Genomic DNA, 25,282 nt, shown 5'->3' with positions numbered 1-25,282 from the left:
TATGACGTCTGCCAGTTACGGCAACTGTTCTCGCCTCACGCTATACATTCATTGAGAGTGTACTCGTCTCACTACTACTAACGGTTTTTTAGCAACGCTAGATGACAACTTATAAGATAACTCAGATCTCAAATCCAAGCTGCCAAGAAAAGCCCCCGTTAGACTGAAAGCATTCGTGGCCTACCCCGTAGGAGGAAAAATGGACACTCGCACTCTGGCCTCTATCAATTTGCACGCCATTCTGCGATCCTGCGTCCCGCTGGTCAACAATGACCCTGTTGCGCGCAATATCGTCAAAGACAGCGACATATCTGTACGTTTTGATGCCGCCGGTATTACCCCGCTCACTCTCATTTTTGATCACGGTACCGCACGCAGTGAAACGTCCAACTCGTCCAAAGCAGATCTCCGTCTTGGACTTGTCTCCCCCGAGCACGTCAACACCATGATTGCCGGTAAAAGTATTCCCGTACCCATCTGGGGAGCCCGCCACATGAGCTTCCTCACGGGGCCTTTTACTGAGCTCACGGACCGCCTATCGTATATTTTTCAAACTCCCCCCAACCGCGTACTAACGGCAGAGGAAGAGAACCTCAAAACTCTTCTTACGGCATATATTGTGTTCGCGTCATTATGCGAGGTTGCCAATACTGATCCCATTGGGCAGGAACTTGCGAACACTCTGCACGATGGTGGTCTCACTATTGAGATTCCCTCTGCCGACATGACGTATGCCTGCCAGATTAAAGATCATCACCTAACGTTCTCCCCCGACGACTCTCCCCTTGATCCTCTCTCGTGGATAACCTTCGATAGTAAAGAAACTTTCCAATCTGTTTTAGACGGTAGTGCTGATGTTTATGCCCTCATTGGCCTGGGCAAGATAGCAATACGCGGCTATGTTCCCAATATCAATGTTGTGAGCAAGATGCTGCGGCGTGTCTCCCATTATCTGGTTCCATAAGGAGAAATACCCATGGACATTTTTGACTACTCCACAAATCGTGAGGAATTTGCGCGCGCAGCTGCTGTTATTCCCGGTGGTATTTATGGACACCTGGGCCCTGCTCGCGGCTGCCACATGCCGGTATCTGCATACCCCTTCTATGCCAGTAAGGCTAAAGGTGCTCATATTCGGGATAGCGACGGCAATAAATTCATTGACCACATGTCCGCCTATGGGACCATGATCTGCGGTTACGCCAATAATGACATTGATGATGCAGCGCTCCAGGCCTGCCGCAACGGAGACTGCACCACATTACCCAGTACGTTATCTATTGATCTTGCCGAATTACTGGTCGATACAATCCACAGTGCAGAGTGGGCAATTTTCGCTAAAAATGGCAGTGATGCTGTCAGTCTTGCAATGATGACCGCTCGTTCTGCCACAGGCCGCGACAAAATTATTATGTACAACGGCTCCTATCACGGTACGCATACGTGGATGCGCAACGCGGGGGATCCGGGCATAGCAGCCGCGGACGTAGCGAATACGATCTACATTGACTGGAATAATCTACAGCAGCTAGAAGACGCTATTGCTGCGCATGAGGGGGATATTGCTGCCCTTATTGCTACCCCCTACATGCAGTACACGTTTGCCGATAATGTTCTTCCCGCCCCGGGTTATTGGAATGATGTGCGATCTATATGTACTGCCCACGGTATTGTTCTTATTCTTGATGATATTCGTACTGGCTGGCGCTTAGATCTGGCAGGCTCTGACCACTACTTCGGTTTTGAAGCAGACCTTATCTGTTGTGGTGGGGCATTGGCTAATGGATGGAATATCTCTGCTCTTTGCGGCAAAGACTCCCTAAAGAATGCATGCTCGTCTGTCAGCTACACCGGTACATACTGGCATAGTGCCGCCCCCATCGCTGCCGCTATTGCCACTCTCACGAAACTACGCGAGCACGAGGACGCTTGCGGTTACATGCGCATGATCGGTGAGAGCCTTACCTCTGGTTTAGAAAGTATCTCCGCCCAGCATGGCTTCCACATGGTGACCACTGGAGAACCGTGTTTCTTCTCTATTCGCTTAGCAGATGACGACAATTTCGTCCTGCACCAAGAATTCATTGCGGAATGTGTAAAACGTGGTGCTCTTTTCGCCCCACACCACAACCATTTCACCAACCTGGCGGAAACAATGGAGGATGTGGATCAGACTCTCATCATTGCCAATGAGGCTTTCTCCGCAGTGGCGTCGCAACATCCCGATATGGGCTTTACCGCCTAGCTCTCTTACGCCACACACGTCGGCGCATAGCAAAACCCAACCAGAATAAATAAAAGCCGGAGCAAACAAAGAAGAAGACCCCTAGTTCCAGTTCCATAACGATGGCTCAGTTTCATGCTGGCCACACTGCTGGGGGTCTTCTTCTTGTTTGTTTGTCTATTGCGTGCAGTTTTACGCGCGGATAATAGCGAGAATTTCCTTCACTAACGCATCCACGGCTTCTTGCGTATCCGCTTCAACATTCAGGCGTAACAATGGCTCAGTATTAGACGCACGCACGTTAAACCAGTTGCCGTCTTTCAGCTCAACGGTAACACCGTCAAGGCGATCAACATTTTCTGCACGATCAGCAAAAGCTTTCACTACAGCTTCCGTACGGTCAGCCTGTGCTTCAGCACTATCCAGGCGAGAGTTAATCTCTCCGGATGCTGCGTAGCGGTTATACTTCGCCATCATTTCCGACAATGGCTTATCCTGTTGGCCAAGAGCTGCCAGTACGTGCATGGCTGCGAGCATGCCGGAATCAGCCCGCCAGAAGTCACGGAAGTAGTAGTGTGCGGAATGCTCTCCACCGAAAACAGCGTTCGTTTCTGCCATCTTCGCTTTAATAAACGAGTGACCTACGCGAGTACGGACTGGCTCACCACCGTTTTCGCGGATGATCTCCGGAACAGCCTTCGAGGTAATGAGATTATGAATAACAGTGGAGCCGGGCTCGCGAGCCAGCTCTCGTTCTGCCACCAGTGCCGCAATAGCAGAGGGAGAAACAGGGTGGCCTTTTTCGTCAACAACGAAACAGCGATCGGCGTCACCATCAAAAGCCACACCAATATCCGCTTTTACCTCTGGAGTGTACTTTTCCAGATCAACCATGTTCTTGGGATCCAGCGGATTAGCTTCATGGTTGGGGAATGAGCCGTCTAGCTCAAAGTAGAGAGGTTTGACGGTGAGGGGCAGTTCTTTCCATACGGCTGGTACAGTGTAGCCGGCCATACCATTACCGGCATCGACTGACACAGTGAGGGGACGAATACCTTTAAGATCAACGAGTTTGTTGAGGTAGTCGGCATAATCTTGCAGCATGTCACGGTTGGTGACATGGCCGTGTGCGCCATTGGATTCAGGAACACCTTCTGCAAGTTCTTGGGAAATAGTTGCGAGGCCAGTATCTTGGCCAACTGGGCGGGCACCCGCACGGCATAATTTAATACCGTTGTAGGCGGCTGGATTGTGGGAAGCCGTAAACATGGCTCCCGGCACCTGTAGGAGGCCAGAAGCACAGTACATCTCGTCGGTGGACGCAAGACCAATGTTGATAACATTAAGCCCTTGCTCAGTAACACCTTCTGCGAAAGCTTCGGCCAGTTCAGGGCCCGAGTCGCGCATATCATGCGCCACAACAACACTGAGTGCGCCCTCTGATCGCATAAGGCGACTGAAGGACTGGCCTACTGCACGCACAAAATCGACTGTGATCTGCTCATCAACCAAACCGCGGACATCGTAAGCTTTAATGACATCAGCGATAAACGCAGGATCCCACCGCGGGGATGAAGTAGCAGCATTGCTCACCGGAATATCTCCTTCACTGTGAATGCATTTAGTCTTTCTAAGCCTACCGCCTTTCGGCGTGGAAACTGCCATCTTAGGACTACCTCGTTAAGCTAAGAGGTATGAGCGAGGACAGAGGAGTAGATACAAACTCTTACACACTCCCCCACTGCACGGCCCACTACACAGTGACAAGCCGTTACGTGGAACGGCGTGGCCACGGTCCACGTGGCCCCATTATTCCGCCACAAGTTCCTCGGTACTGCACCCGCGCTTCAGCATTCGATGAAAATGCGCTGGAGGCTTTTGCACGCATCGACGCCACTTTCCATGATGAACTTTCCGACTTGGATTTAGCGGTAGACATCATCCCCCGCATGAGTCTGAAAGACGAATTTACACTGTGGCCAGAATCGGTTGCAGCGGATGGTCCAGTTCCGCTCGGTCGGCTACTACCAGCTTCTTTCGATGAATGGGGTAGCCCTATTCGCCCTCGTATTGTCCTGTTTCGTAAGCCTATAGAGGAACGGTGCGAAGACGAGGTGGAAATGCAGAGCTTACTGCATGCCATTCTCAGCAAACTGGTTGCCTACTACCTTAATGTGGAGCCACAGATTATTGACGCTAACTACGACAAGGGTCCACAAGTATAAAAGCCCAGGTATATACCAGATATACGGATGTATAGCCCGTATATAAAGTATTGAGGACCTGCCATAGAGGTCCTCAATACATAAGCTATAGGGTTTATTACATAGCACGCTTCTTTAGGCGACGCCGTTCACGCTCCGACAAACCACCCCAGATTCCAAAGCGTTCATCGTGTTCAAGAGCGTATTCCAGACACTCGTCACGAACTTCACAGCTTTGGCAGATGCGTTTTGCCTCACGTGTAGAACCGCCTTTTTCCGGGAAGAATGCTTCCGGATCAGTCTGTGCACAAAGGGCCCGCTCCTGCCATTCCAATTCAACAGCGGCGATAAGCTCTTCGACACTCATGCTGGCGAGAGGCGCAGCACCTGAAGCTCCGTAACTAGGCACGTAGCCTCCTGTCGTGTGTCGTGACGATGCGCAAGCGGTTACTTACACACTTGTTATTAGACCCAAAAACGGACACAAAAGCAACCTTTTTAACGATTCTCTAATATCTCAAATACTCGCTAAACCCCGGCATTTACGCTCCCGGCGTGTCACACGCTAAAAATCCTTCTTACAGGGAGTCTTCATCACGTATTAAAAATGCTCTGACGTGCACAAATAGAAATACTGTAAAGAGGGACACCTCACACCTGAGCAATTCTGGTCATTCTAGAAAAACTATGTCACACAAGCACGCTATATATACCGCTGCAAAAAGTTTCCTATTTCACAGAAAATGCGTTTCTTGTTAACTACTCCGTTAACGAAAAGAGTCACACTATAAACCCTAGGTTGAAGGTTACCGACCTCGGGCGATACGGACCGCACACCCAGCCGTCAGCTAGATAACGGCTAGACGACAGATAGAGAGAAGCTAGGCATCGGTGGAAAAACGAATAGCGGCATCCGGGATCTCGATCCCCGGCCACACACGAATACCATCCAGCAACTCGCAGCGATCACCGATAATAGCGTCATCGCCAATAACGGCATCGCGGACAACACAGCCATTACCAATATGGGCACCATTGCCAATAAGCGAACGCTCAATAACAACATCGTCGCCTAGCACTGCCCCATCGAAGAGAACAGATGAAGTAACAACGTCATTGTGGCCAACTACCGCACCTTGCCCAACAACTGTACCTTGCTGCAAAGACGCGGTTTCCGCAACATCTGCTCCAGGTAGCACCAGGTAATCGCCCTGGTGCCCCTCCAAAGCTGGGGAGGGGGCAATACCCTGGACAAGATCGGCGGAACCTTGCATAAAGTCCTGCGGAGTACCCATGTCCCGCCAGTAGTGGGAATCCACATGCCCATACATGCGACAGTCTGTTTCCAAAAGATGCGGGAACACGTCGCGTTCCACACTCACTGGCACACCTGCGGGGATACTCTCAATAATTTCACGGCGGAAAACATAGCATCCGGCGTTGATTTGATCCGTGGGCGGATTCGGAGTTTTCTCCAAGAAAGCCTGTACACGCCCATCATCATCTGTAGGGACGCACCCAAATGCACGCGGATCCGCTACCCGCACAAGATGCAACACCACGTCTGCCTGTTTAGTGACGAACGTGGCGAGGATATCTTGTAGTTCTGTTCCCCCCAGCACGTCCCCATTAAAGACCATAATGTTATCGCCACGCAGCTTGGGAAGTACGTTGCGGATGCCGCCTCCCGTGTCCAGTGGCTGTTCCTCAACAACGTATTCAATCTCTAGACCGAATTCAGATCCATCGCCGAAGTAGTCTGAAAAAACTTCCGCCTTATATGACGTACCCAGCACAATATGCTTAATTCCGGCGTCTTTAATGCGGGACAGGAGGTGGGTAAGGAAAGGAAGTCCGGCAGTAGGCAGCATAGGCTTAGGGGCCGAGAGAGTCAGCGGGCGCAGACGAGTGCCTTTTCCGCCTACAAGCACCACAGCATCGGTGGCGTCGAGAACGTCCTGGCTCAGGCGGTTAGGTGCGGTCATGGTAATTTATCCAGTTCCTTGAAATTGGCAAAAATGTATAGACAATAATGAACACAATAATGTACGGCGTTAACGGCGCCCTCGACGGGCCATCGCTACCGCAATTCGGCAACGGGCCCACAGGCCACCTTTTAATATCCACCGCAGGGGAGCTTGCCACCAGTGGGGGTGACGATCCGCCTGAAACTTATAAGCACTCTTGTGGTGAGCGGGCAACATTGTTTCTGGGTGTCCACTGGCAGCATGTCCTTTTGCGTGTTGAATCTCTGCAGAGGGAACAAAAATATTCTGCCAGCCAGCTCGTCCGAGGCGATCCCCAAGGTCAACATCCTCCATGTACATGAAGTAACCCTCGTCAAAACCATTAATGGAGTCAAAAGCGTCACGTCTTACCAGCAAGCACGAGCCGGAAAGCCACCCGGCGGGACGTTCCGACGACATATCGCGATCATCAAGATAAGACTTCGTCCAGGGGTTGGACGGCCAGATAGAGCCTAAAAGAGCATGGGCAATACCATTGCGTATCCGCGGGATGGAACGCGCTGAGGGGTACACAGTGCCATCCGCTTCGCGAATAAGCGGCCCTAACGATCCAGCATTATCCCATCGTTCAGCGGCATGTAGTAAGGCATCAATCGAACCCGGGGAGAATTTCACATCAGGATTAGAGATGAGGATATAGTCCGGCAGAATATCATTCTCACTGTCACGCAAATGCTGGACAGCGTAGTTAATTGCAGACCCGTATCCAATATTTCCACCAGTACGAAGAAGCTCCACCGTCAGATTGGGAGTATGGGCGTACATATCAACGGCAGCTTCAGGTGCGCCATCGGTAGAACCGTTATCCGCCATAACAACATGGACGGGGTGTGTCGTTGCTGCAGGAATACTGTCAAGAAAGGTCTGCAGATAACGACCCGGCGAATATGTCACCGTTACTACTGCTAAGGATGGTCGTGCCACGGTAATAGCCTAGCTATATGGGCGTATTAACTCGAACTGAAACGCCATCCGGGAAGTGTGTTGGAGGTTCCTGTAAAGATTCCGCTAGAGCCTCTCGCCAAGAACGGAAGGGCATTAATCCAGCATTATTCCAACTAGTGGGACTTAATACTGACCAGGCTGGGCGAACTGCCGCAGTGGGGAAATCGGAACTCCTACAAGGAGAAACATCCATAGTGCTGCCACCGCTACCTGTAATAATCGCAGTAGCAAACTCATACCAGGTTGTGGCGCCAGCATTCGACGCATGTAAGAGTCCTGGAATAGTTACCCCCTGCCGAAGCTTGTGACAAATCTCCCAAATACCACGGGCTAAATCACAGGAGTACGTGGGGCACCCATATTGGTCATCGACCACTGTTAAGTGCTTTTTCTCACGGTAGAGACGCCGCATTGTCGTCACGAAATCTCCACCGCCAATACCCCACTGCGAACGTTGTGGTCCCGTAAAAAGCCACGAGGTTCGTACAATAACTGCCGGCTGGGTACCCTTACCTTCTTGCTGGACATCCTGCCAGACTTTCCGGATAGCGTCTTCGCCAGCAGCCTTACTAACACCGTAAACGCATTGTGGGGATACCGGATCGCTGACACCCCACGGTAGCGGCATACCATTCTCATCACGTCGCGGTTCGCCGCCAAAGACGTAGTCAGTACTGATATGAATAAGATGCGCCCCTCGCTGCCGGCACAACACCGCAAGCTCGCCGGGAGCTTCAGCATTAATGCGATAAGCCATGGCATCGTCATGTTCAGCAGCATCCACCGCGGTATAGGCGGCACAGTTAATAACAATGTCGCCACTATCCACAGACAGTGCACTATTGCCTGTAAAAACATGGAGATCTGCGAGATTACAGTCCGCCCGGGAATATGAGGTCACTACCGTCTCGCCATTGGAAACAGAACCACTGAAGACAGGGTGAGTAGCACGCAAGGCACAGCCTAACTGCCCATGCGCACCAAGTATGTGAATATGACCTTGCGATACCACAGAATTACTTCCCAGAATTAGTGTCCAGACGATCCATCCTGGGGGCTCCCGCACGAAGCGGTTCCCACCATTCACGATTGTTTCGATACCACGCTATTGTCGACACAATGCCATCCTCAAAACTGACACTGGGTTGGTATCCCAACTCCGTGCGGGCTTTGGAATAATCCACGCAATAGCGCATATCATGCCCAGGTCTATCAGCAACGAACTCAATCATGTCCTCGCCCATTCCCATCTCGGCAACAATGCGTTTTGTCATCTCCAAAGCGGTGAGCTCGGTACCTCCACCAATGTTGTAGACCTCCCCCGGGCGTCCCTTGCAGAGAGCTAATGCAAGCCCCCTACAGTGGTCAGTGACATGCAGCCAATCGCGGCGGGCGGACCCATCACCATAAACAGGGACTTTCTTCCCCTCCATCAGATTAGTGACGAAAAGGGGGATAAGTTTTTCAGGGAATTGGTGCGGCCCATAGTTATTAGAACAACGAGTAACAACAACGGGCAGATTAAAGCTACGGAAGAAAGACTGGGCAACAAGATCCGACCCAGCTTTAGACGCCGAATAGGGGCTAGTCGGAACAAGCGGATCTGTTTCCGGCCATGATCCCGAGGGAATCGAGCCGTATACCTCATCCGTGGATACGTGCACGCCACGCTCTACCCCCACATCGTGGGCAGCCTGCATTACCGCCGCGGTACCCACCACGTTCGTGTGGGCGAAAGTTGTGGCGCCATTAATAGAACGGTCAACATGGGATTCGGCGGCAAAGTGAATAACGGCATCGTGTCCACTCATAGCACGATGCAGCGTCTCCTCATCACAAATATCGCCACGTACAAAGGAGAATCGTGGATCCTTAGCGCACTGCGTCAAATTCGTCAGCGTCCCCGCATAGGTAAGGGCATCGTAGACAGTAACAGCCTCGAGACCAGGTAAATTGAGGGAACCGTCAAGAGCCATTGTGGTGAATACTGAGCCGATAAAACCGGCACCACCTGTCACAAAAAGTTTCACCCTACATCCTTCCCCAGCATCCGTACCTGTTCCCAGCGTACCTATGGAGTACTTATAGAGTACCTACCGAAGAATTAGAGAGCACTTTCTTAGCCTCATCCTGCAGGTATCTTGATAAAAAGGTTTGGCGATTGTCGTAAATCAGTTATTTTTCCGTAGGCTAAGGAGAGTACTCTATTACCGCTACCTGTTACGCCCGGATATGCCAGAACGAAAGTAGGTGCTATGAACGCGCGTGCACCGCATATGCTCTTTACGCGAATTATGCGCTCAATTATCGCGATCATCACCATTCTTCTTCTTGTCGTATCCACCTACGCCTGGACCAAACTAGACACTCTTAAAGGAAATACTGCTAACGCTTTTCTCAATATCGGCGGAGGGGAAGACGGAGCCACCGATATCCTCCTAGTAGGATCCGACTCCCGCACCGATGCAAAAGGTAACCCTCTTACCCCGGCTGAGCGGAATATGCTGCACGCCGGTACCGATATTGAGTCCACTAACACGGACACCATTCTGCTCATACGCATTCCTAACAATGGCCGCTCAGCCACCGCCATTTCTATCCCTCGCGATACCTGGGTCACCACTCCCAAATTGGGGTCGGGGAAGATTAACGGCATCTATGGGCAAACACTTCTCGCCGCTAAACAAGAGGCGCTTAACCGCGGCGTCCCCAATCAAAAAGCTGAGGAAGTAGCCACTGACGCGGGACGCGAGGCACTCCTCAAAGCAGTTGCCGATCTTACCGGCGTAACCGTCGACCATTACGCTGAAGTTGGGCTCCTCGGTTTCGTCCTCCTGACTAATGCAGTTGGCGGCGTGGAAGTCTGCCTAAACCAAGCAGTTGACGATCCCTACTCCGGTTCTCATTTCCCCGCGGGGGTTCAGACTCTCAACGGGTCAAAAGCTCTTGCTTTCGTCCGGCAACGCCACGGCTTAATGCGCGGCGATTTAGACCGTATTACCCGCCAGCAGGCCTACATGGCGTCCATGGTGCGGAAGATTCTCTCTGCTGGAGTCCTCACCAATCCACAAGCTCTTGACCGTCTTACCCACGCCATTAACCGCTCAGTAGTGGTAGATGACGGATGGGACGTCATACAGTTCGCGCAGCAACTACAGCACCTTAGCGGTGGCGAAGTGAAATTCTCCACCATTCCCGTTGTTAATCCAGATGCCCACATGCAACTGGACAATGGGGACATGGTAAGCGCCATTGAAATAGATCCCCCCGCGGTAAAACAGTGGGTACAACGCACTATCGGATCCACTGAGAAAAAGACGAAAAAGCGCGAACTACCGAAACCCGGACGCGTCAATATTGAACGCTCCGCTGTATCGCTCACTGTTCTCAACGCCGGATCACACTCTGGAGTAGCAGGTGCCGTAGCCCAATACTTGGGAAGCCTGAGCTACCAAATTGATAACACCGGAAACGCTAACGAGAACATTCCCACCAGCATCGTTATTGGAAATCCACAAACTATGGCGGCTGCCGAAGCAGTAGGTAAAGACCTTGGAGGATTACCTGTCCAAAGCTCTGTAGACGTACCAGTGGGAACTGTTCGCGTTGTTCTTGCAGATGACTACGATGGTCCGGCAGTAAAGAACGGCCGAACCGTATTCGCCAGCGAGCTCAAACTACCGTCGAAGAAAGCCACACCTACCCCCGGCACCAACCCATTCATCAATGCCGGCGGGCACGGCCCACAATGCGTTAACTAGTACGTTAGCTAACACGTTAATGAGTGCGTGCTAATTAACGCAGCATCTAAACACAGCATTAATTAACGCACCAACTAGCGATTAAGGCCGAGCCTATCTTGCAGCGCCGCATGCTTGCCCACAACTTCCTCTTCCATTGTGGACATGAAGGCTTCCACCTTGGCACGTACGTCACTGTTACCTGCACCGATAATGCGAGCTGCAAGTAGCCCCGCATTCTTTGCACCATCAATAGAAACAGTTGCTACCGGCACACCAGACGGCATTTGTACAATAGACAGTAACGAATCAATACCCTCTAGATTCTTGAGGGCGCGCGGAATTCCGATAACGGGAAGTGCAGTCGCTGCCGCCACCATGCCAGGAAGATGGGCGGCACCGCCCGCGCACGCAATAATGCACTGCAGACCGCGGCTCGCTGCTTCTTTACCGTAATCCAGCATGCGTTGTGGGGTGCGATGGGCGGAATAGACACCCACTTCCCAGGGAATCCCGAAGGCGTCTAAGGCTTCCGTAGCCGGTTTCACTGTGGGCCAGTCGGAATCGGAGCCCATTACTATACCTACAAGGGGAGTATCAGAAGCCATAACATTCGCCTTTCATCGCAAACTTGCGTGTCTGCACGGTATCTACACTGTGTCTCATCTACGCTGAGCCTACTAGTCGTTTTTCTGTCCGGTATGCGGATCCCAGCCGTCTAGCCATTCAGCTGCCGACATCCAGTGCGCTGCTAACTCCGCTTCGCGCTTCACTCGCGCCACGTAGGCGGGATCACTGATGGAACCGTCTAGCGGGCCGCATACATTGACGTGTCCCAGTTTACGGCCTGGGCGTTCACCTTTGCCGTACATGTGCAGTTTCGCATTGGGGAAGCGGGCAAAGAGGTGGTGAGCACGCTCATCCATTGTCATCGTGGGAGTTACCGGAGCCCCCAACACGTTCGCCATAACAGTAAAAGGTACCCGCATGGAAACGTCACCCAATGGATAGTCCAAAACAGCGCGCAGATGCTGCTCAAACTGGCTCGTGATGCACCCATCCTGTGTCCAGTGGCCAGTATTGTGCGGCCGCATCGCTAATTCATTAATAAGCAGAGAATGATCCGGCAGAAGGAAAAGCTCTACCGCCAGTACACCCGTCACTCCTAGTTCTTGGGCAATTCGCAAACCGAGCTGCTGGGCCTTCACCGCGACACTTTCCGGCAGATCAGGGGCGGGAGCCATCGCCACAGCACAAATACCATCTTTTTGGATGGATTGGGTGACGGGCCAGGCTGCTCCCTGCCCTTCCGGAGAGCGGGCGACGAGGGCTGATAACTCCACGACCCATGGGACTTTCCACTCCCCCAGCATAGTCATGTCGTGGTCAGTAACACCCTTGCGCACAATATCCTGCGCTTCTTCCAGGATTTTGGGTGCCCACACACCATGCCCGTCGTATCCCCCACGGGCAGTTTTTATAATGACCTCGCCATTATTCTGTTCCCAGAACGCCGCGACATCGTCATCTGTAGTAAGACGAGCATAGGGAGGAACGGGCGCACCCATTTCATCTAGTCGACGCCGCATTTCCCACTTATCTTGTGCATAGAGGAGAGCTTCCGGCCGGGGTTGAAAATTCACTCCCTCTTTCACCAGTTCTGCAAGGAGCTCCTGCGGGACGTGTTCATGGTCGAAGGTGACGGCATCCGCACCCTCCGCGGCTTTCCGAATGGCCTCTATATCGGTGTGCTCGCCAACGACGACATCGGGGGTAATTTGTGCAGCAGATTCAGTAGGTCCGGGTGACACTACGCGCAACGTTTGTCCCAGCTCGATAGCGGCTTGCGCCGTCATACGAGCAAGTTGTCCACCTCCGATCATGGCCACCTTGGGCATGATGCGTTCGGTAACGGGCGGATAGTGACGAGGCGCAGTAGGCATAGGGCAATACTCTTCCAGCGGTGATGACGTTGTAAAATTAATCGTCTGGTTCTTCCCTTCGATTGTGATCCCGTATTGTGATCCCATACTGAACCATCAGCGAAGGGGAGATAACCTGGCATTCCGCTACCATTGTGTCACGTTAATAAGGGAAGAAGGTAAGCTGACTCCTGTGAAATTTGAAGAGTCCTTCCTCCAACACATGCCAGAGAAGTGGCGTGCATTCTTCATTAAGCATCGCGAATTCATCCGCTTCGCCGTCGTTGGCGGTATCACATTCATCATCGACAATGCTGTCTTTTATGCCTTGACGTTGACCGTTATGCACCAAAAAGCCACCATAGCGAAGATCCTGGCAGTTACTATCGCCGTCATCTGTTCCTATGCTCTCAATTCACAGTGGGCTTTTCAGGAGCGCGGCGGTAAGAGAAGCACCCGTGAGGCTGTTTCCTTCTTCGTGGTCTCTGCCATTGGTATTGTTATTAACGCTATTCCGCTATGGTTCTCGCGTAATGTGTTAGGACTCGCTCTTACCAGCCACGGAGGCCGACTTACATCCCAGCTAGCAGTGTCCTTGTGGGACTTCCTCTTTGGTTCTATCATTGGCATGCTTCTCGCTATGCTGTGGCGTTGGTGGGCTTTCGATAAGTTCGTTTTCCCGAAAAATCCGAAAGCACACGACGTCACTTCCTCCACCTCTGCACCAGCAGACAATGCAGCAGAGAATGGCACAGAAAATTCTGTGGACAACAAGACTGCGCATGCTACTAGCGCAACCACTATTCAGAGCGATACTGACGCGTCATAACTGACACATAACTGTCAGTTAGCACTCCTTCGCGCACTACACACTTGTACTGCTCGTATCACTGCCCACGCCTCTGTTTACGCTATCGTTTACGCCGCTGTTTACCGCCGGAAAAGGCGTCGTTGACGAGGTAAATCACGTGGCGACTGGGGAGATTGTGGAGACTGCATAGATTGCGGCGGCCGATACGTTGCCAAAGGTGGCAGCTGCCCATAGCCAACGCCTACTGGGGGATATGCGGGATACCCCTCCGCCGGCATGTAGTAAAACTGCTGCGGATAACCAGCGGACTGATGCAATGACGTAGCACCCGAACGGATAGCGCTTTCCACATCATGCGGGTGAGGTACTCGGTCGAAACGAAGTCCGCCTAGTTCATAGCTAGAAATATGAATAGTGCCGTAGTGCATCATTCGCCCCAGGAGAGATTGTTTTACCTCCACAGCCTGTATCCAGGCAAGAGAAACGGATGACGTTTCTTTTCGGATTATTCCCTGTCGGAATATTAAGCGGTCACTCGTCACAACAATACTTGAACCGAGCCACCGTAACGCCGGTAAAAACGTCCACGCGATAAGAAGCCCCACCATACAGACGGCGATAACAATATAGACGCACGTGCGCAGTACTCCCTCATTGAGGGCATCTGCGAACCCCAGCAGAAGCATCATCACCATAACTACCGCAACACCCACTAGGGTTGGACCCGCCAGGCTTATCCAGTGGGGCCGCTCGTGGATGAGAATTTCCTCGCCCGGGTCGAGGATATTCTCCGGGTAGTCGCCGCTTCTCTTCATAAGACCATCATGGCAGGTAACAACCGCCTCCGCGAACATGCCGAACATCACCAGCACGAATTGCTTGTATTGTTCCTGCCCCAGTACGAAGAAGTAAGCACCCGTTCTCCGCTATATCCACGGCAGTACCGTGGGCAAGTTCACCCTGCGGCAGTTGTACATCAATCGCTTGCCCAATGGTGGAACACCGATCCACGAAATCATCTATAACAGCAGTTCCCCCTTGCCGCCACTCTCCTATCCGTCTATCCAATTCGGTGAAAATTGCGGTAGCAAGAGCTTCTCGGCTAGGAGTGCGATCCCCTAACACCATTGCTAGCGACGTGGCATAGTCAACGGGCAGTTCCGCGGGGGACTGCGTAATGTTAATACCCACTCCGGGAATAATGGCGGCGGCGGACGACCCATCCGGGTAGGTACGGTCAAGGACCCCCATTTCCACTAGCATGCCAGCGAGTTTTTTCCCGTTGCAGAGGACATCGTTGGGCCATTTGAGAGAAAGATCGACATCTCCCCCTTTACCTACGTCTTCCCCATCACTATTAATGCCGGCATCGTGAAGTGCGTGCCGTAGTCCGTCAATAACCGCTACCCCAGTGGCCAGCGGAAGTAATGGCCACCTGCTGGATGACACTGTTCCAATGCGGATAAGTGCAGAAAAGCTGAGGGATGAATGACGAGGGGCAACAAAACTGCGGGTGTAGCGTCCTCGCCCATTGGTTTGATATTCAGCAAGAAGGATTTCTCTATCGCAATCGAGATTATTATTCGCTCGTTTCACCATGTCGCTATTGGTGGACCCGGTTGTATCGACAACATCTATAGAGCGCCAGGAGGTTGCCGGATTGTCGACAAGGGCCGCGTGTAAAGCGGAAATATCGAGAGGTCGAGTGGGGACGAGGGACATTATGACTCCGCAGAAGGGGTGTGGTGAGCGTGGGGATCATTCTTAAAATAAGCTCAATCTAGACCATATCGGGTTCTCTAGAGAGCTTACAGTTGAGTAAACTGATGCACATGAGTAATGGCGCACCTAGTATCCATACCACCGCTGGTAAGCTGAACGAACTCCGTCGGCGCATGGCTAAGGCCCAAGCCCCTGTAGGAGCGGAGGCTATTGACAAAATCCATGCAGCTGGCCGTATGACTGCCCGCGAAAGGGTCCTCGCTCTGCTTGATGAGGGTTCTTTCGTTGAGACTGACGCGCTGGCAAAAAGCCGTTCCAACTCCTACAGTATGGCGGCTTTCAAGCCGGTAGGTGATGGTGTTGTTACCGGTTACGGAACAGTCGATGGGCGTTCTGTGTGCGTCTTTTCCGCTGATGCAACTGTCCTCAACGGTACTGTTGGCGAAGTTACTGGCGAGAAGATCGTCAAAATTCTTGATCTCGCCATTAAAACTGGCCGCCCACTGGTATCCATTCTGGATGGCCAGGGTGCCCGTTTAGAGGAGGGTATTAACTCCCTCGCATTCTACGGACAGATCTTCCAGCGCCTTGTGAAGGCTTCTGGCCTTATCCCGCAGATTTCTGTGGTACTGGGGAAGTGCTCTGGCGGTAATGTTTTCGCTTCTGCCCTGCAAGATTTTGTCATTATGGTGCGTGGCCAGTCCGAAATGCTCGTTGGCACGCCCCAAATGATCGCTGCCCGCAGTGCCGACGCCCGCAGTGTCGACGCCACCACGAAAGACACGGGTGAAGACGTAGGCGGCGCCGATGTACAGATGGAGAAGACCGGACTCTGCCATTACGTCGCTGACGATGAGGAGGATGCTCTTACCTACGCGAAGGAACTCCTTGCTTATCTCCCCTCGAATAACCGTGCTGAAGCTCCTAAACAACCTTGGGTGAAGTTGCCCGGCGCGCCTGGTAGCCATCCTCGCCCGGAAGATCTGGAGCTTGATTCTCTTATCCCCGATTCGGACGCTGCTCCCTACGACATGTTGGGTATTATTCAGCGCATTGTTGATGATGGTGAGTTCATGCAGGTACAGGCTGGTCGCGCCGCTAATATGCTGACTGGTTTTACCCGTATTGAGGGTCGCTCTGTTGCTATTGTTGCTAATCAGCCGCAGGTGCTAGCTGGGGCTATTGATAAAGCGGCGGCGGAGAAGGCGGCACGTTTTATTCGTACCTGTGATGCCTTCAACATTCCTGTTATTACGCTGGTTGATGTGCCGGGCTTCCTACCTTCGTTGGAGGAGGAGCGGACTGGCGCTGTGCGTTCTGCAGCTAAGCTGTTCTACGCCTATGGCGAGGCAGTTACTCCGCGTGTCACGGTTGTTGTTCGGAAGGCATTCGGTGAGGCATACAACGCTATGGGGTCGAAGCATCTAGGTGCCGATATTAACCTCGCGTGGCCAACTGCGCAGATTGCTATTGATGATGCCGCTAATTCTGTGCCGTATCTCTACCGTCAGCAGCTTGCCGAGGCGGCGGAGAAGGGCGAGGATGCGGACGCTCTGGCAGAGAAGTTCCTGGCTGAGTATGAGGCTCAGGTTATTAACCCCTATGTTGCGGCGGAGCGTGGTTTTGTGGATTCTGTGATTCCGCCGTCGCATACTCGTGATGAGATTGCTATTGCGCTGCGTTTGCTGGAGCGGAAGGTTGTTCCGGAGTATCCGAAGCGCCATGGAAATATTCCTCTGTAATGTCTTCTGCAATGACCACTGTTGTTTTGGGGTCAGCATCCCCTTCTCGTCTGCAGATTTTGCGAAGCGGCGGTATTGAACCGCAGGTGCTTGTTTCTACTGCGGACGAGGAGGAGTTGAAGGAGCGTTTCCCGGCTGGCCCTCCTTTGGTGGAGCATTTGGCGGCGGCTAAGGCCGTCAATGTGGCTGACCAAGTGGTGGAGTCATATCCGGATATAGCGGCTGATGCGCTTGTTATTGGCTGCGATTCTATGCTTCTGACAGCAGATGGGGAGCTGGTGGGGAAACCTCTTACTGTTGCTAACGCGGTTGCGCACTGGCAGCGGGTGCGGGGAAGCTCTGCACAACTTCTAACAGGCCATACGCTTATTCGTCTGCATGATGGTGCGCGTACCGACGCTTCTGCTGTCACCCGTACGGTTGTGCATTTTGGGTCTCCCACCGATGCGGAAATTCGCCGCTACGCCGAGTCTGGTGAGCCTCTCTATTGTGCGGGTGCGTTTACGCTTGAGGCTTTGGGTGGCTGGTTTATTGACGCTATTGAGGGGGATCCGTCGAATGTTATTGGGTTGAGTCTTCCGACGGTGCGTCGGTTGGCTGGTGAACTTGGTGTTACTGTGACGGACTTGTGGAATCGGGTGGAGCAGAGGGCGTAACACGAGTGCGTCTCCGTTTGGTACGGCTTGGTAAAGTTAGTTTTTCTATAGTGCCGCGGTAGAATATTAGTGTTTACAGGCTGTATTCCGTATAGCCAGTAGCTAGTGACCGGTAGCTAGTGAAATGAGAAGTAAGACCAGTAAAAGTAAGAGAGGGCGCGTATATGACTGCACAGCCAAATGTGGTTTTTAAGGTCGTCAAGGGTAACCCTACTGACGCTGATGTTGCGGCCATTGGTGAGGCTCTCCGTACCCTGGCATTCGCTGCATCAACTGACACTATGCCGGAGTCATCCTCTGCTTTAGATAACTGGGGTAGCGTTAAACGCCAGTTCACACCTATCGTGGCTTATTCTCCTACGGCGTATTCCAATAATTCATAGTCAGTAATTCGTCGTCACTACTTCATAGTCAGCGATTTGTAGTCAGTTTTAGTGAATTCGCTGAGTAGATTATTGGGTTCCCTGCGCGCAATATTCTTGTACGGATGGATTTCTCCCGCTTAAGGGTGAGACACTATGAGGTATGACTGATATATTTTCTGAAAATACAAAGGTCATCCTGGATGAATCCGAGATGCCCAAACATTGGTATAACCTCAATGCTGATTTCCCCGAGCCGTGCGCTCCCCACCTCAATCCGGCAACGAAAGAGCCCGTCACCGAGGCTGATCTGCAACCGCTCTTCTCAGCTGAACTCTGCCGTCAGGAGCTCACAAAAGACCGCTATGTGGAAATCCCGGAGCCGATTCGACGGCTCTACACCCAGTGGAGGCCAAGCCCCCTCTTCCGCGCTCGTCGCCTAGAGAAAGCACTGGGAACATCTGCCCGTATCTACTACAAGTACGAGGGTGCCAGTCCCGTCGGCTCGCACAAGACCAACACTGCTCTACCGCAGGCCTACTACAACAAGATTGAGGGCATTGAGCACCTCACCACAGAAACTGGCGCTGGCCAGTGGGGTGCTGCCCTCAGCTATGCCGGCGCCATGTTCGACATTGACGTGCAGGTATGGCAGGTACGCACCTCCTACGAGTCCAAGCCCTACCGCCGTATGCTGATGGACCTCTATGGTGGACGCTGCTACAGCTCCCCCACTATGGATACCAAAGCCGGCCGCGCAATGAACGAGAAATTCCCGGGGACCACAGGGTCTTTGGGAATGGCTATCTCCGAGGCAGTGGAAGTTGCCCTGGAGGATGAGAAAACTCACTACACTCTGGGTTCTGTTCTTAACCATGTGATGCTGCACCAGACCATCATTGGTGAAGAAACTCTCTTGCAGCTTAAGAAGTTTGGTGAGGACCAGGCTGACTACGTCTTTGGGTGCGCAGGTGGCGGTTCTAATCTGGCGGGTCTTTCCTTCCCCTTCATTCGGGAACTGATTGCCGGTAACTGCACCACCAAGATTGTGGCGGTGGAGCCCGCGTCATGCCCGTCCATGACGGAAGGTGAATTCCGCTACGACTATGGCGACGTTGCGCACACTACCCCACTGATGAAGATGTACACCATGGGTGCGGACTTTGTGCCGGATCCTATTCACGCTGGTGGCCTCCGCTACCACGGCATGGCCCCCATGGTGTCCCACGCCCACCACTTGGGGCTTTTGCAGTCCATAGCGCTGCCGCAGGAAACCACGTTCAAGGCTGGCCGACTGATGGCCCGTACAGAAGGTATTGTTCCGGCGCCGGAGTCCACGCACGCTTTGGCCGGCGCGCTTCTGGAGGCACGCAAGCACCAGGGAACTCCTGGCAGCGGTCCCTCTATTGTGATTGGTCTGTCTGGCCACGGGCTTTTGGATTTGCCGTCCTACGCCCAGGTTGGCATGCTTAAAGGCTTCTAGAAGCTGCTACGAGCATCTTTATTAAGAAAACACCTCTGCTAAGAGAACACCGTCATCTGCCCTTCTATTCTTTGTGTATAGATATGGGCGGGTGACGGTGTTCTCCGTTATTCGTCATTATTTGTTTGAAAAACTAGTATTATCAGTGGACTTGCTGCATTTCATAGGAGGAACACGTGCCCGCGCCGTATGATCCCAACCCTCGGTTCAAAGACTACGCACACCCGGAGCGTTTGGTCTCTACCGAATGGTTAGCGGAGCACCTCGATTATCCCGGTCTTCGCATTCTGGAATGCAATGAAGATCGCCTCCTCTACGATATTGGACATGTTCCCGGCGCTCTCCGTTTGGATTGGCGCAGTGATCTTTTCGACCCCCATATTCGTGACTTTGTCAACGGCCAACATTTCGCTAGTTTGATGCGGCGTCTTGGTATTCGCCAAAACGACACGATTATTCTCTACGGCGATAAATCCAATTGGTGGGCAGCTTACGCATTGTGGGTATTCACCCTCTTCGGCCATGCAGATGTGCGTCTTCTCGATGGTGGGCGCGACGCCTGGTTCCTAGAAGAACGCCCCAGTAGTTTCGCTGTGCGGGCATTCCCCGAGTCCGATTACCCCATTGTGGAACGCCACGACAGTAGCCTCCGCGTCTACCGCCAGGATGTTCTCGCATCATTGGGGAAAGCTCTTATTATTGATGCGCGCAGCCGCGATGAGTACATAGGAAATACGCTTTCTCCGCATCTTTCCCCCACTGTCTCCCGCTCTGGGCATATCCCCACAGCCTTTAATATCCCGTGGAATCGTGCAGTTGGCCCCGACTCCCGTTTTCTTCCCCACAAGGCTCTAGAAGATATCTATGACGGCGTCGTTTCTGCTGACGAAGAACGGGACGTTATTACCTATTGCACCATGGGTGAGCAATCAAGCCACACGTGGTTCGTTCTCACATACCTCTTGGGCTGCAACTGCGCCTATAACTATGAGGGATCATGGTCAGAATGGGGTACTGCGGTGCGAATGCCTATTGTGCAGGGCACAGCGCCGGGAACAGTATCTTTCCCACTATCGTTAAGTGCCCGAAACTAACGACATACAACTGTGTAAACCCCAGTTTGTGCCTAGTTCTTACACAATGAAACTCACAGAAAAGCGTAGACTTTGAGTGAGGTTTTACCCGGTATAAACAGTCTGTTGGAAACACACTACAGGAGAGAATATTGTCCGCTACCGCAACAGCCACAATAGAGAAAGTACTCGTTGCGAACCGCGGCGAAATCGCCGTCCGCGTTATCCGAGGTGCCCGCGATGCTGGTATCCCCAGTGTGGCCGTCTATGCAGATCCCGATGCTGATGCCCCTTTCGTCTCCCTCGCTGACGAGGCTATCGCTCTGCACGGATCCACCGGCGCTGAAACCTACCTCAATGTGGAGAAGCTCCTCAAGGCTGCAGCTGCCACAGGGGCTAACGCTATTCACCCCGGCTATGGCTTCCTCTCTGAAAATGCTGATTTTGCGCAGGCAGTTATTGACGCCGGCTACATCTGGATAGGCCCACCGCCAGAGGCTATCCGTGATCTGGGTGACAAGGTGACCGCCCGCCATATTGCAGAGCGCGCTAACGCCCCTATGGCAGCCGGCACTAAGAACCCCGTCAAAGACGCCAACGAGGTTGTTGCTTTCGCTAAAAAGTATGGCTGCCCCATTGCTATTAAGGCCGCTTTTGGTGGCGGTGGACGCGGTATGAAAGTTGCCCACACCATCGAGGAAATCCCGGAGCTCTTCGACTCCGCTACCCGCGAGGCAACTGCCGCTTTTGGACGCGGTGAATGCTTCGTGGAGCAATACCTCGACCATGCCCGCCACGTTGAAGCACAGGTTCTTGCCGACCAACACGGCAACGTGATTGTCGTTGGCACGCGTGACTGCACTCTACAGCGTCGTTTCCAGAAGCTTGTTGAAGAAGCCCCCGCACCTTTCCTCACCGCGGAGCAGGAAGAGAGAATCCGTTCCTCCGCCCGCGCTATTTGCCGCGAGTCAGGCTACTACGGGGCCGGCACTGTTGAATACATGGTGCAGGGTGACACTATTTCTTTCCTCGAGGTCAACACTCGTCTACAGGTGGAGCACCCCGTCACCGAAGAAACTACCAATCTTGATCTTGTGCTGCGCCAGTTCGCCATTGCGGAAGGTAAAGAACTCGACATTAAAGAGGATCCAACTCCGGTGGGTCACGCTTTTGAGTTCCGTATTAATGGTGAAGATCCAGGCCGCAACTTCCTCCCTGCCCCCGGCACTGTTATCCGCTATGAAGAGCCTACTGGCCCGGGCGTGCGCGTCGATTCTGGTGTCCGCGAAGGCGATATTGTGGGCGGCGAGTTCGACTCCATGCTGGCAAAGCTCATCATGTGGGGCGAGACTCGTGAGAATGCTCTTGCCCGTGCCCGGCGTGCCTTGTCTGAGTACCATATTGAGGGTTTAGCAACGACTCTCGATTTCCATCGTCATATTGTCTCCAACCCAGATTTTGTGGGAGATAGTAATGGCTTCAACGTTTTCACGAAGTGGATTGAAAACGAGTGGAAGAATCCCTTTGACGCTGCTGTTGAGGATCCGGATGCACCCCAGATGGAGCGTCTCCCCAATCGAATTGTTGTTGTTGAAGTTGACGGCAAGCGCATGGAAGTAAGCCTTCCCGCCGATTTTGTTGTGCGTGGTTCTCGTCCTGCTAAGGTTCGTAAACCGCGTCCCCGTACTTTCGCTTCCAACGCTGGTTCTTCTGCATCGGGCGACACTATTATCGCCCCTATGCAGGGCACTGTTGTTAAGGTGGCAGTGGAAGAAGGACAGGTCGTTAAAGAAGGCGATCTAGTTATTGTCCTTGAAGCTATGAAAATGGAGAATCCTGTTCTGGCTCATCAGTCGGGCACTATCACACAGCTTTCTGTGGAGCCGGGAACTCCGGTTACCCCCGGAACGGCCATGTGTAAGATTCTCCAGGATAATGGTGAATAAGTAGTTCTGCGCTTATTTCTTTCCGATGTGGCAACCTTTGCCCCTTGTAGAAACTCCTTTAACTGCCTAATAACACCGTTGTTACCTGCATAAATGCCACAAAAACAGCGGTCGAAATGCTCTTTTTAGGTTGCTTTCATACACCCGCGAAGGAGGCTACTTTCGGTATATTTGGAATAACTCTGATGCCGAAAAGGAGCATTACATGCCTAGCTCTCGCTATGTTATTGCCCTTGATCAAGACACTGTTTTCACACACTGCTCTGTCTTCGATCACGATGGAAATCTAATGGCCACCACCGAGCGTGACCACCGCCAGATTCTCCCCGCCCCCGGATACGTTGAACACGATCCTATGGAGATCTGGAAGAACGCCCGTCTCACCCTTGCGGAAGTTCTCGCCGTCATGGAAATTACTTCCAATGACGTTGCAGCACTCGGTATTACAAACCAGCGCGAGACTGCCGTACTCTGGGATAAAACTACCGGTCTGCCCATCTGTAATGCCATAGTGTGGCAGGATACCCGCTCCCATGATTGCCTTGACGAAGTCGTTGAAAAGGTTGGCGAGGACCGTATCCGCGAAATCACCGGTCTTCCCCCCACTATCTACTTCGCCGCCCCCCGTATTAAGTGGATGCTCGACAATGTTGAGGGCGCCCGCAAACTAGCCGATGAAGGAAAACTCCTCTTCGGTACCATGGACACGTGGCTCATCTGGAACCTCACCGGTGGCGCACAGGGATCCGTTGACGGCCCCGCCAAGCACGTCACCGACGTATCCAATGCTTCCCGCACCATGCTCATGAATATCAACACCTGCCAGTGGGATGACGAACTCCTCGCTGCATTCGATATTCCGAAGAGTATTCTCCCCCGTATTCGTTCCTCCTCCGAGGTTTACGGCCACGTACGCCGCCGCGGCCCGCTACCGGGAGTTGCTATCTCCGGTATTCTCGGAGACCAGCAGGCAGCTGCTTTCGGCCAGGCCTGCCTTGCCCCCGGCGAAGCAAAGATCTCCTACGGCACCGGCAACAGCCTCCTCCTCAACGTAGGCGCAGAGCCCGCCAAGCCTGCCGATGGACTTATCTCTACCGTCTTCTATCGTCTTGCCGATGAAGAACCCGTCTACGCACTAGAAGGCTCCATTGCCGTCACTGGTCTGGCAGTTCGCTGGCTGCGCGACAATATGGGCTTCTTTAACTCCTCTGACGATATTGAAGCTCTGGCTGCAGAAGTTGAGGATAACGGCGGTGTCTACTTCGTTCCTGCATTCTCCGGCATTATGGCCCCTCGTTGGCGTGAGGACGCCCGCGGCACCATCGTTGGCCTCACTCGTTTCGCTAACCGTAATCACATTGCTCGTGCCGCCCTGGAGGCAACCGCCTACCAGACTCGTGAGGTTGCCGAAGCCATGCGCAAGCAGGCTGATGTCCAGCTGAAGACCGTTAAGGTTGACGGTGGTATGACAGAGAATAAGCTGCTTATGCAGTTCCAGGCCGACATGCTTAATTGCCCTGTTGTCCGTGGTGAGCTCCGTGAGAATGCTTCACTGGGAACTGCCTACGCGGCTGGTCTAGCCGTTGACTTCTGGAGTTCTACCGATGAGATCCGCGCCAACTGGATCCCCAGTGATATGTGGACTCCTCACATGGATCAGAAGACCCGTGAAGAACTCTTCCACAACTGGAATAAGGCAGTGGAACGCTCCCTTAATTGGGCTTAATCATTGCTTTTCTATGCAACCAGCATAGAAGTAAAGGCTGTGTGCGGTTGAGGTTATCCCCCTTCAACCGCACACAGCCTTTATAGATATTGAAAACTTTATTAATAATGTTGTAACCCCTTCTGCAATCCCGTAAAAGGGGTAGCACAAGGGCCGTCACCGCGATATTCTCAAAATATGTCTCTCTATGCCGCCTACGGAACGAACATGGCACCCGCACTCATGCTGCGCCACGCTCCTCACTCGCCGCTAGCCGGCACCGCCTGGCTTGAAGGGTGGAGGCTAACATTTGCCGGAGAAGACGTCTCATGCTGGGAAGGCGCCCTTGCCACAGTTGTCGAAGACCCCACCAGCCGCGTCTTCGTTGCACTCTACGATGTTCCCACGCGCGACGAAAGACGCCTAGATAAGTGGGAAGCCTACGACCAAGATATTCACCGGAAAATAAAAACCCGTGTGACGGCTCGAATTACCACCCCACATGGCTTCAGCCTTTATGACGGACAAGATAGCGCCGTTCAAGAAAAATCTGAACTCGTCTGGTTTTATGTCATGGACGCCTATGAAGGCGGACTTCCCAGCGCCCAATACCTTGCAATGATCGCTGACGCTGCAGAGGAAGCGGGGGCACCTGCACAGTATGTACGTGAGCTACGCATGCGCAGTTGCCGGCCAGCGCAGCGTTAAACACGCGTAACT

The 25,282-nt window shown here is 52.8% G+C and carries 23 protein-coding genes; 13 read left to right on the top strand and 10 right to left on the bottom strand.

The genetic code is table 11. The annotated features are described in order from the left end of the window. Positions 1–199 precede the first annotated feature (199 nt). On the top strand, positions 200–964 hold the full coding sequence (locus tag DI579_RS03460; protein ID WP_290598934.1) for a hypothetical protein: 765 nt from the start codon (positions 200–202) through the stop codon (positions 962–964). 12 nt (positions 965–976) lie between these two features. Continuing rightward, entirely contained in the window at positions 977–2,245 is a 1,269-nt protein-coding gene (locus tag DI579_RS03455; protein WP_303678698.1) for an aminotransferase class III-fold pyridoxal phosphate-dependent enzyme, read from the top strand. A 171-nt stretch (positions 2,246–2,416) separates the two neighbouring features. Here the strand turns inward: DI579_RS03455 and DI579_RS03450 are convergent, their stop codons facing one another. Beyond that, the gene (locus DI579_RS03450; protein ID WP_290599005.1) at positions 2,417–3,772 is read right to left on the bottom strand and encodes a phosphomannomutase/phosphoglucomutase; all 1,356 of its coding nucleotides are present in this window, start codon (positions 3,770–3,772) and stop codon (positions 2,417–2,419) included. A gap of 146 nt (positions 3,773–3,918) precedes the next feature. Here DI579_RS03450 and DI579_RS03445 point away from each other — a divergent pair, with 146 nt between their 5' ends. Then, positions 3,919–4,449 carry a metallopeptidase family protein gene (locus DI579_RS03445; RefSeq protein ID WP_290598936.1) on the top strand — a complete coding sequence of 177 codons (531 nt, stop codon included), beginning with the start codon at positions 3,919–3,921 and terminating at the stop codon, positions 4,447–4,449. Between the two features lie 97 nt (positions 4,450–4,546). On the opposite strand, the gene DI579_RS03440 is transcribed toward DI579_RS03445, so the two are convergent. From DI579_RS03440 to rfbB, 5 genes are all read right to left on the bottom strand, one after another. After that, a complete protein-coding gene (locus DI579_RS03440; protein ID WP_290599007.1) occupies positions 4,547–4,795 on the bottom strand; it encodes a WhiB family transcriptional regulator in 249 nt (82 codons plus the stop codon). A 514-nt stretch (positions 4,796–5,309) separates the two neighbouring features. Next, a complete protein-coding gene (locus tag DI579_RS03435) occupies positions 5,310–6,413 on the bottom strand; it encodes an NDP-sugar synthase (protein WP_290598937.1) in 1,104 nt (367 codons plus the stop codon). Between the two features lie 69 nt (positions 6,414–6,482). Continuing rightward, positions 6,483–7,379 (bottom strand): glycosyltransferase family 2 protein, encoded by an 897-nt coding sequence (locus DI579_RS03430; RefSeq protein WP_303678697.1) that lies wholly within the window; start codon positions 7,377–7,379, stop codon positions 6,483–6,485. Positions 7,380–7,392: 13 nt separating this feature from the next. Next, a complete protein-coding gene (gene rfbD, locus DI579_RS03425) occupies positions 7,393–8,466 on the bottom strand; it encodes a dTDP-4-dehydrorhamnose reductase (RefSeq protein WP_303678696.1) in 1,074 nt (357 codons plus the stop codon). After that, positions 8,417–9,430 carry a dTDP-glucose 4,6-dehydratase gene (gene rfbB, locus DI579_RS03420; protein ID WP_290598942.1) on the bottom strand — a complete coding sequence of 338 codons (1,014 nt, stop codon included), beginning with the start codon at positions 9,428–9,430 and terminating at the stop codon, positions 8,417–8,419. The genes rfbD and rfbB overlap by 50 nt, the downstream gene beginning before the upstream one ends. Positions 9,431–9,655: 225 nt before the next feature. On the opposite strand from rfbB, the gene DI579_RS03415 reads away from it, so the two are divergent. Then, on the top strand, positions 9,656–11,161 hold the full coding sequence (locus tag DI579_RS03415) for an LCP family protein (protein WP_303678695.1): 1,506 nt from the start codon (positions 9,656–9,658) through the stop codon (positions 11,159–11,161). A 74-nt stretch (positions 11,162–11,235) separates the two neighbouring features. On the opposite strand, the gene purE is transcribed toward DI579_RS03415, so the two are convergent. Both purE and DI579_RS03405 read right to left on the bottom strand, forming a co-directional pair. Next, entirely contained in the window at positions 11,236–11,748 is a 513-nt protein-coding gene (gene purE, locus DI579_RS03410; RefSeq protein WP_290598946.1) for a 5-(carboxyamino)imidazole ribonucleotide mutase, read from the bottom strand. A gap of 72 nt (positions 11,749–11,820) precedes the next feature. Then, on the bottom strand, positions 11,821–13,083 hold the full coding sequence (locus DI579_RS03405) for a 5-(carboxyamino)imidazole ribonucleotide synthase (RefSeq protein ID WP_303678694.1): 1,263 nt from the start codon (positions 13,081–13,083) through the stop codon (positions 11,821–11,823). 172 nt (positions 13,084–13,255) lie between these two features. Between DI579_RS03405 and DI579_RS03400 the strand changes: the two genes are divergently transcribed. After that, positions 13,256–13,891, top strand: a complete 636-nt coding sequence (locus DI579_RS03400; RefSeq protein WP_290598950.1) for a GtrA family protein — start codon at positions 13,256–13,258, stop codon at positions 13,889–13,891. A 101-nt stretch (positions 13,892–13,992) separates the two neighbouring features. Here DI579_RS03400 and DI579_RS03395 read toward each other — a convergent pair whose 3' ends face one another. Together DI579_RS03395 and DI579_RS03390 are read right to left on the bottom strand one after the other, a co-directional pair. Beyond that, positions 13,993–14,736 (bottom strand): PH domain-containing protein, encoded by a 744-nt coding sequence (locus tag DI579_RS03395; protein WP_303678710.1) that lies wholly within the window; start codon positions 14,734–14,736, stop codon positions 13,993–13,995. Further along, the gene (locus DI579_RS03390) at positions 14,696–15,595 is read right to left on the bottom strand and encodes a biotin--[acetyl-CoA-carboxylase] ligase (protein WP_290598952.1); all 900 of its coding nucleotides are present in this window, start codon (positions 15,593–15,595) and stop codon (positions 14,696–14,698) included. The genes DI579_RS03395 and DI579_RS03390 overlap by 41 nt, the downstream gene beginning before the upstream one ends. Positions 15,596–15,699: 104 nt before the next feature. Between DI579_RS03390 and DI579_RS03385 the strand changes: the two genes are divergently transcribed. From DI579_RS03385 to DI579_RS03350, 8 genes are all read left to right on the top strand, one after another. Further along, positions 15,700–17,337 carry an acyl-CoA carboxylase subunit beta gene (locus tag DI579_RS03385; RefSeq protein WP_290598953.1) on the top strand — a complete coding sequence of 546 codons (1,638 nt, stop codon included), beginning with the start codon at positions 15,700–15,702 and terminating at the stop codon, positions 17,335–17,337. Between the two features lie 11 nt (positions 17,338–17,348). Further along, positions 17,349–17,993 carry a nucleoside triphosphate pyrophosphatase gene (locus DI579_RS03380; protein ID WP_290598954.1) on the top strand — a complete coding sequence of 215 codons (645 nt, stop codon included), beginning with the start codon at positions 17,349–17,351 and terminating at the stop codon, positions 17,991–17,993. A gap of 164 nt (positions 17,994–18,157) precedes the next feature. Continuing rightward, positions 18,158–18,376 carry an acyl-CoA carboxylase subunit epsilon gene (locus tag DI579_RS03375; RefSeq protein WP_290598956.1) on the top strand — a complete coding sequence of 73 codons (219 nt, stop codon included), beginning with the start codon at positions 18,158–18,160 and terminating at the stop codon, positions 18,374–18,376. 142 nt (positions 18,377–18,518) lie between these two features. Then, positions 18,519–19,838 carry a TrpB-like pyridoxal phosphate-dependent enzyme gene (locus DI579_RS03370; RefSeq protein WP_290598958.1) on the top strand — a complete coding sequence of 440 codons (1,320 nt, stop codon included), beginning with the start codon at positions 18,519–18,521 and terminating at the stop codon, positions 19,836–19,838. A 176-nt stretch (positions 19,839–20,014) separates the two neighbouring features. Next, entirely contained in the window at positions 20,015–20,932 is a 918-nt protein-coding gene (locus DI579_RS03365) for a sulfurtransferase (protein WP_290598960.1), read from the top strand. A gap of 131 nt (positions 20,933–21,063) precedes the next feature. Beyond that, positions 21,064–22,857, top strand: coding sequence for a biotin carboxylase N-terminal domain-containing protein (locus tag DI579_RS03360; protein ID WP_303678693.1), 1,794 nt, complete (start codon positions 21,064–21,066; stop codon positions 22,855–22,857). Between the two features lie 205 nt (positions 22,858–23,062). Then, positions 23,063–24,583 (top strand): glycerol kinase GlpK, encoded by a 1,521-nt coding sequence (glpK, locus tag DI579_RS03355; RefSeq protein ID WP_290598964.1) that lies wholly within the window; start codon positions 23,063–23,065, stop codon positions 24,581–24,583. Between the two features lie 177 nt (positions 24,584–24,760). Further along, a complete protein-coding gene (locus tag DI579_RS03350) occupies positions 24,761–25,270 on the top strand; it encodes a gamma-glutamylcyclotransferase family protein (RefSeq protein ID WP_290598966.1) in 510 nt (169 codons plus the stop codon). Positions 25,271–25,282 lie beyond the last annotated feature (12 nt).

This window comes from Lawsonella clevelandensis (genome assembly GCF_003241315.1).
In the GTDB taxonomy this organism is placed as follows: Bacteria; Actinomycetota; Actinomycetes; order Mycobacteriales; family Mycobacteriaceae; genus Lawsonella; species Lawsonella clevelandensis_A.
Note: the sequence above shows the minus strand (reverse complement) of the source record. Positions and strands in the feature narration are given on the sequence as shown.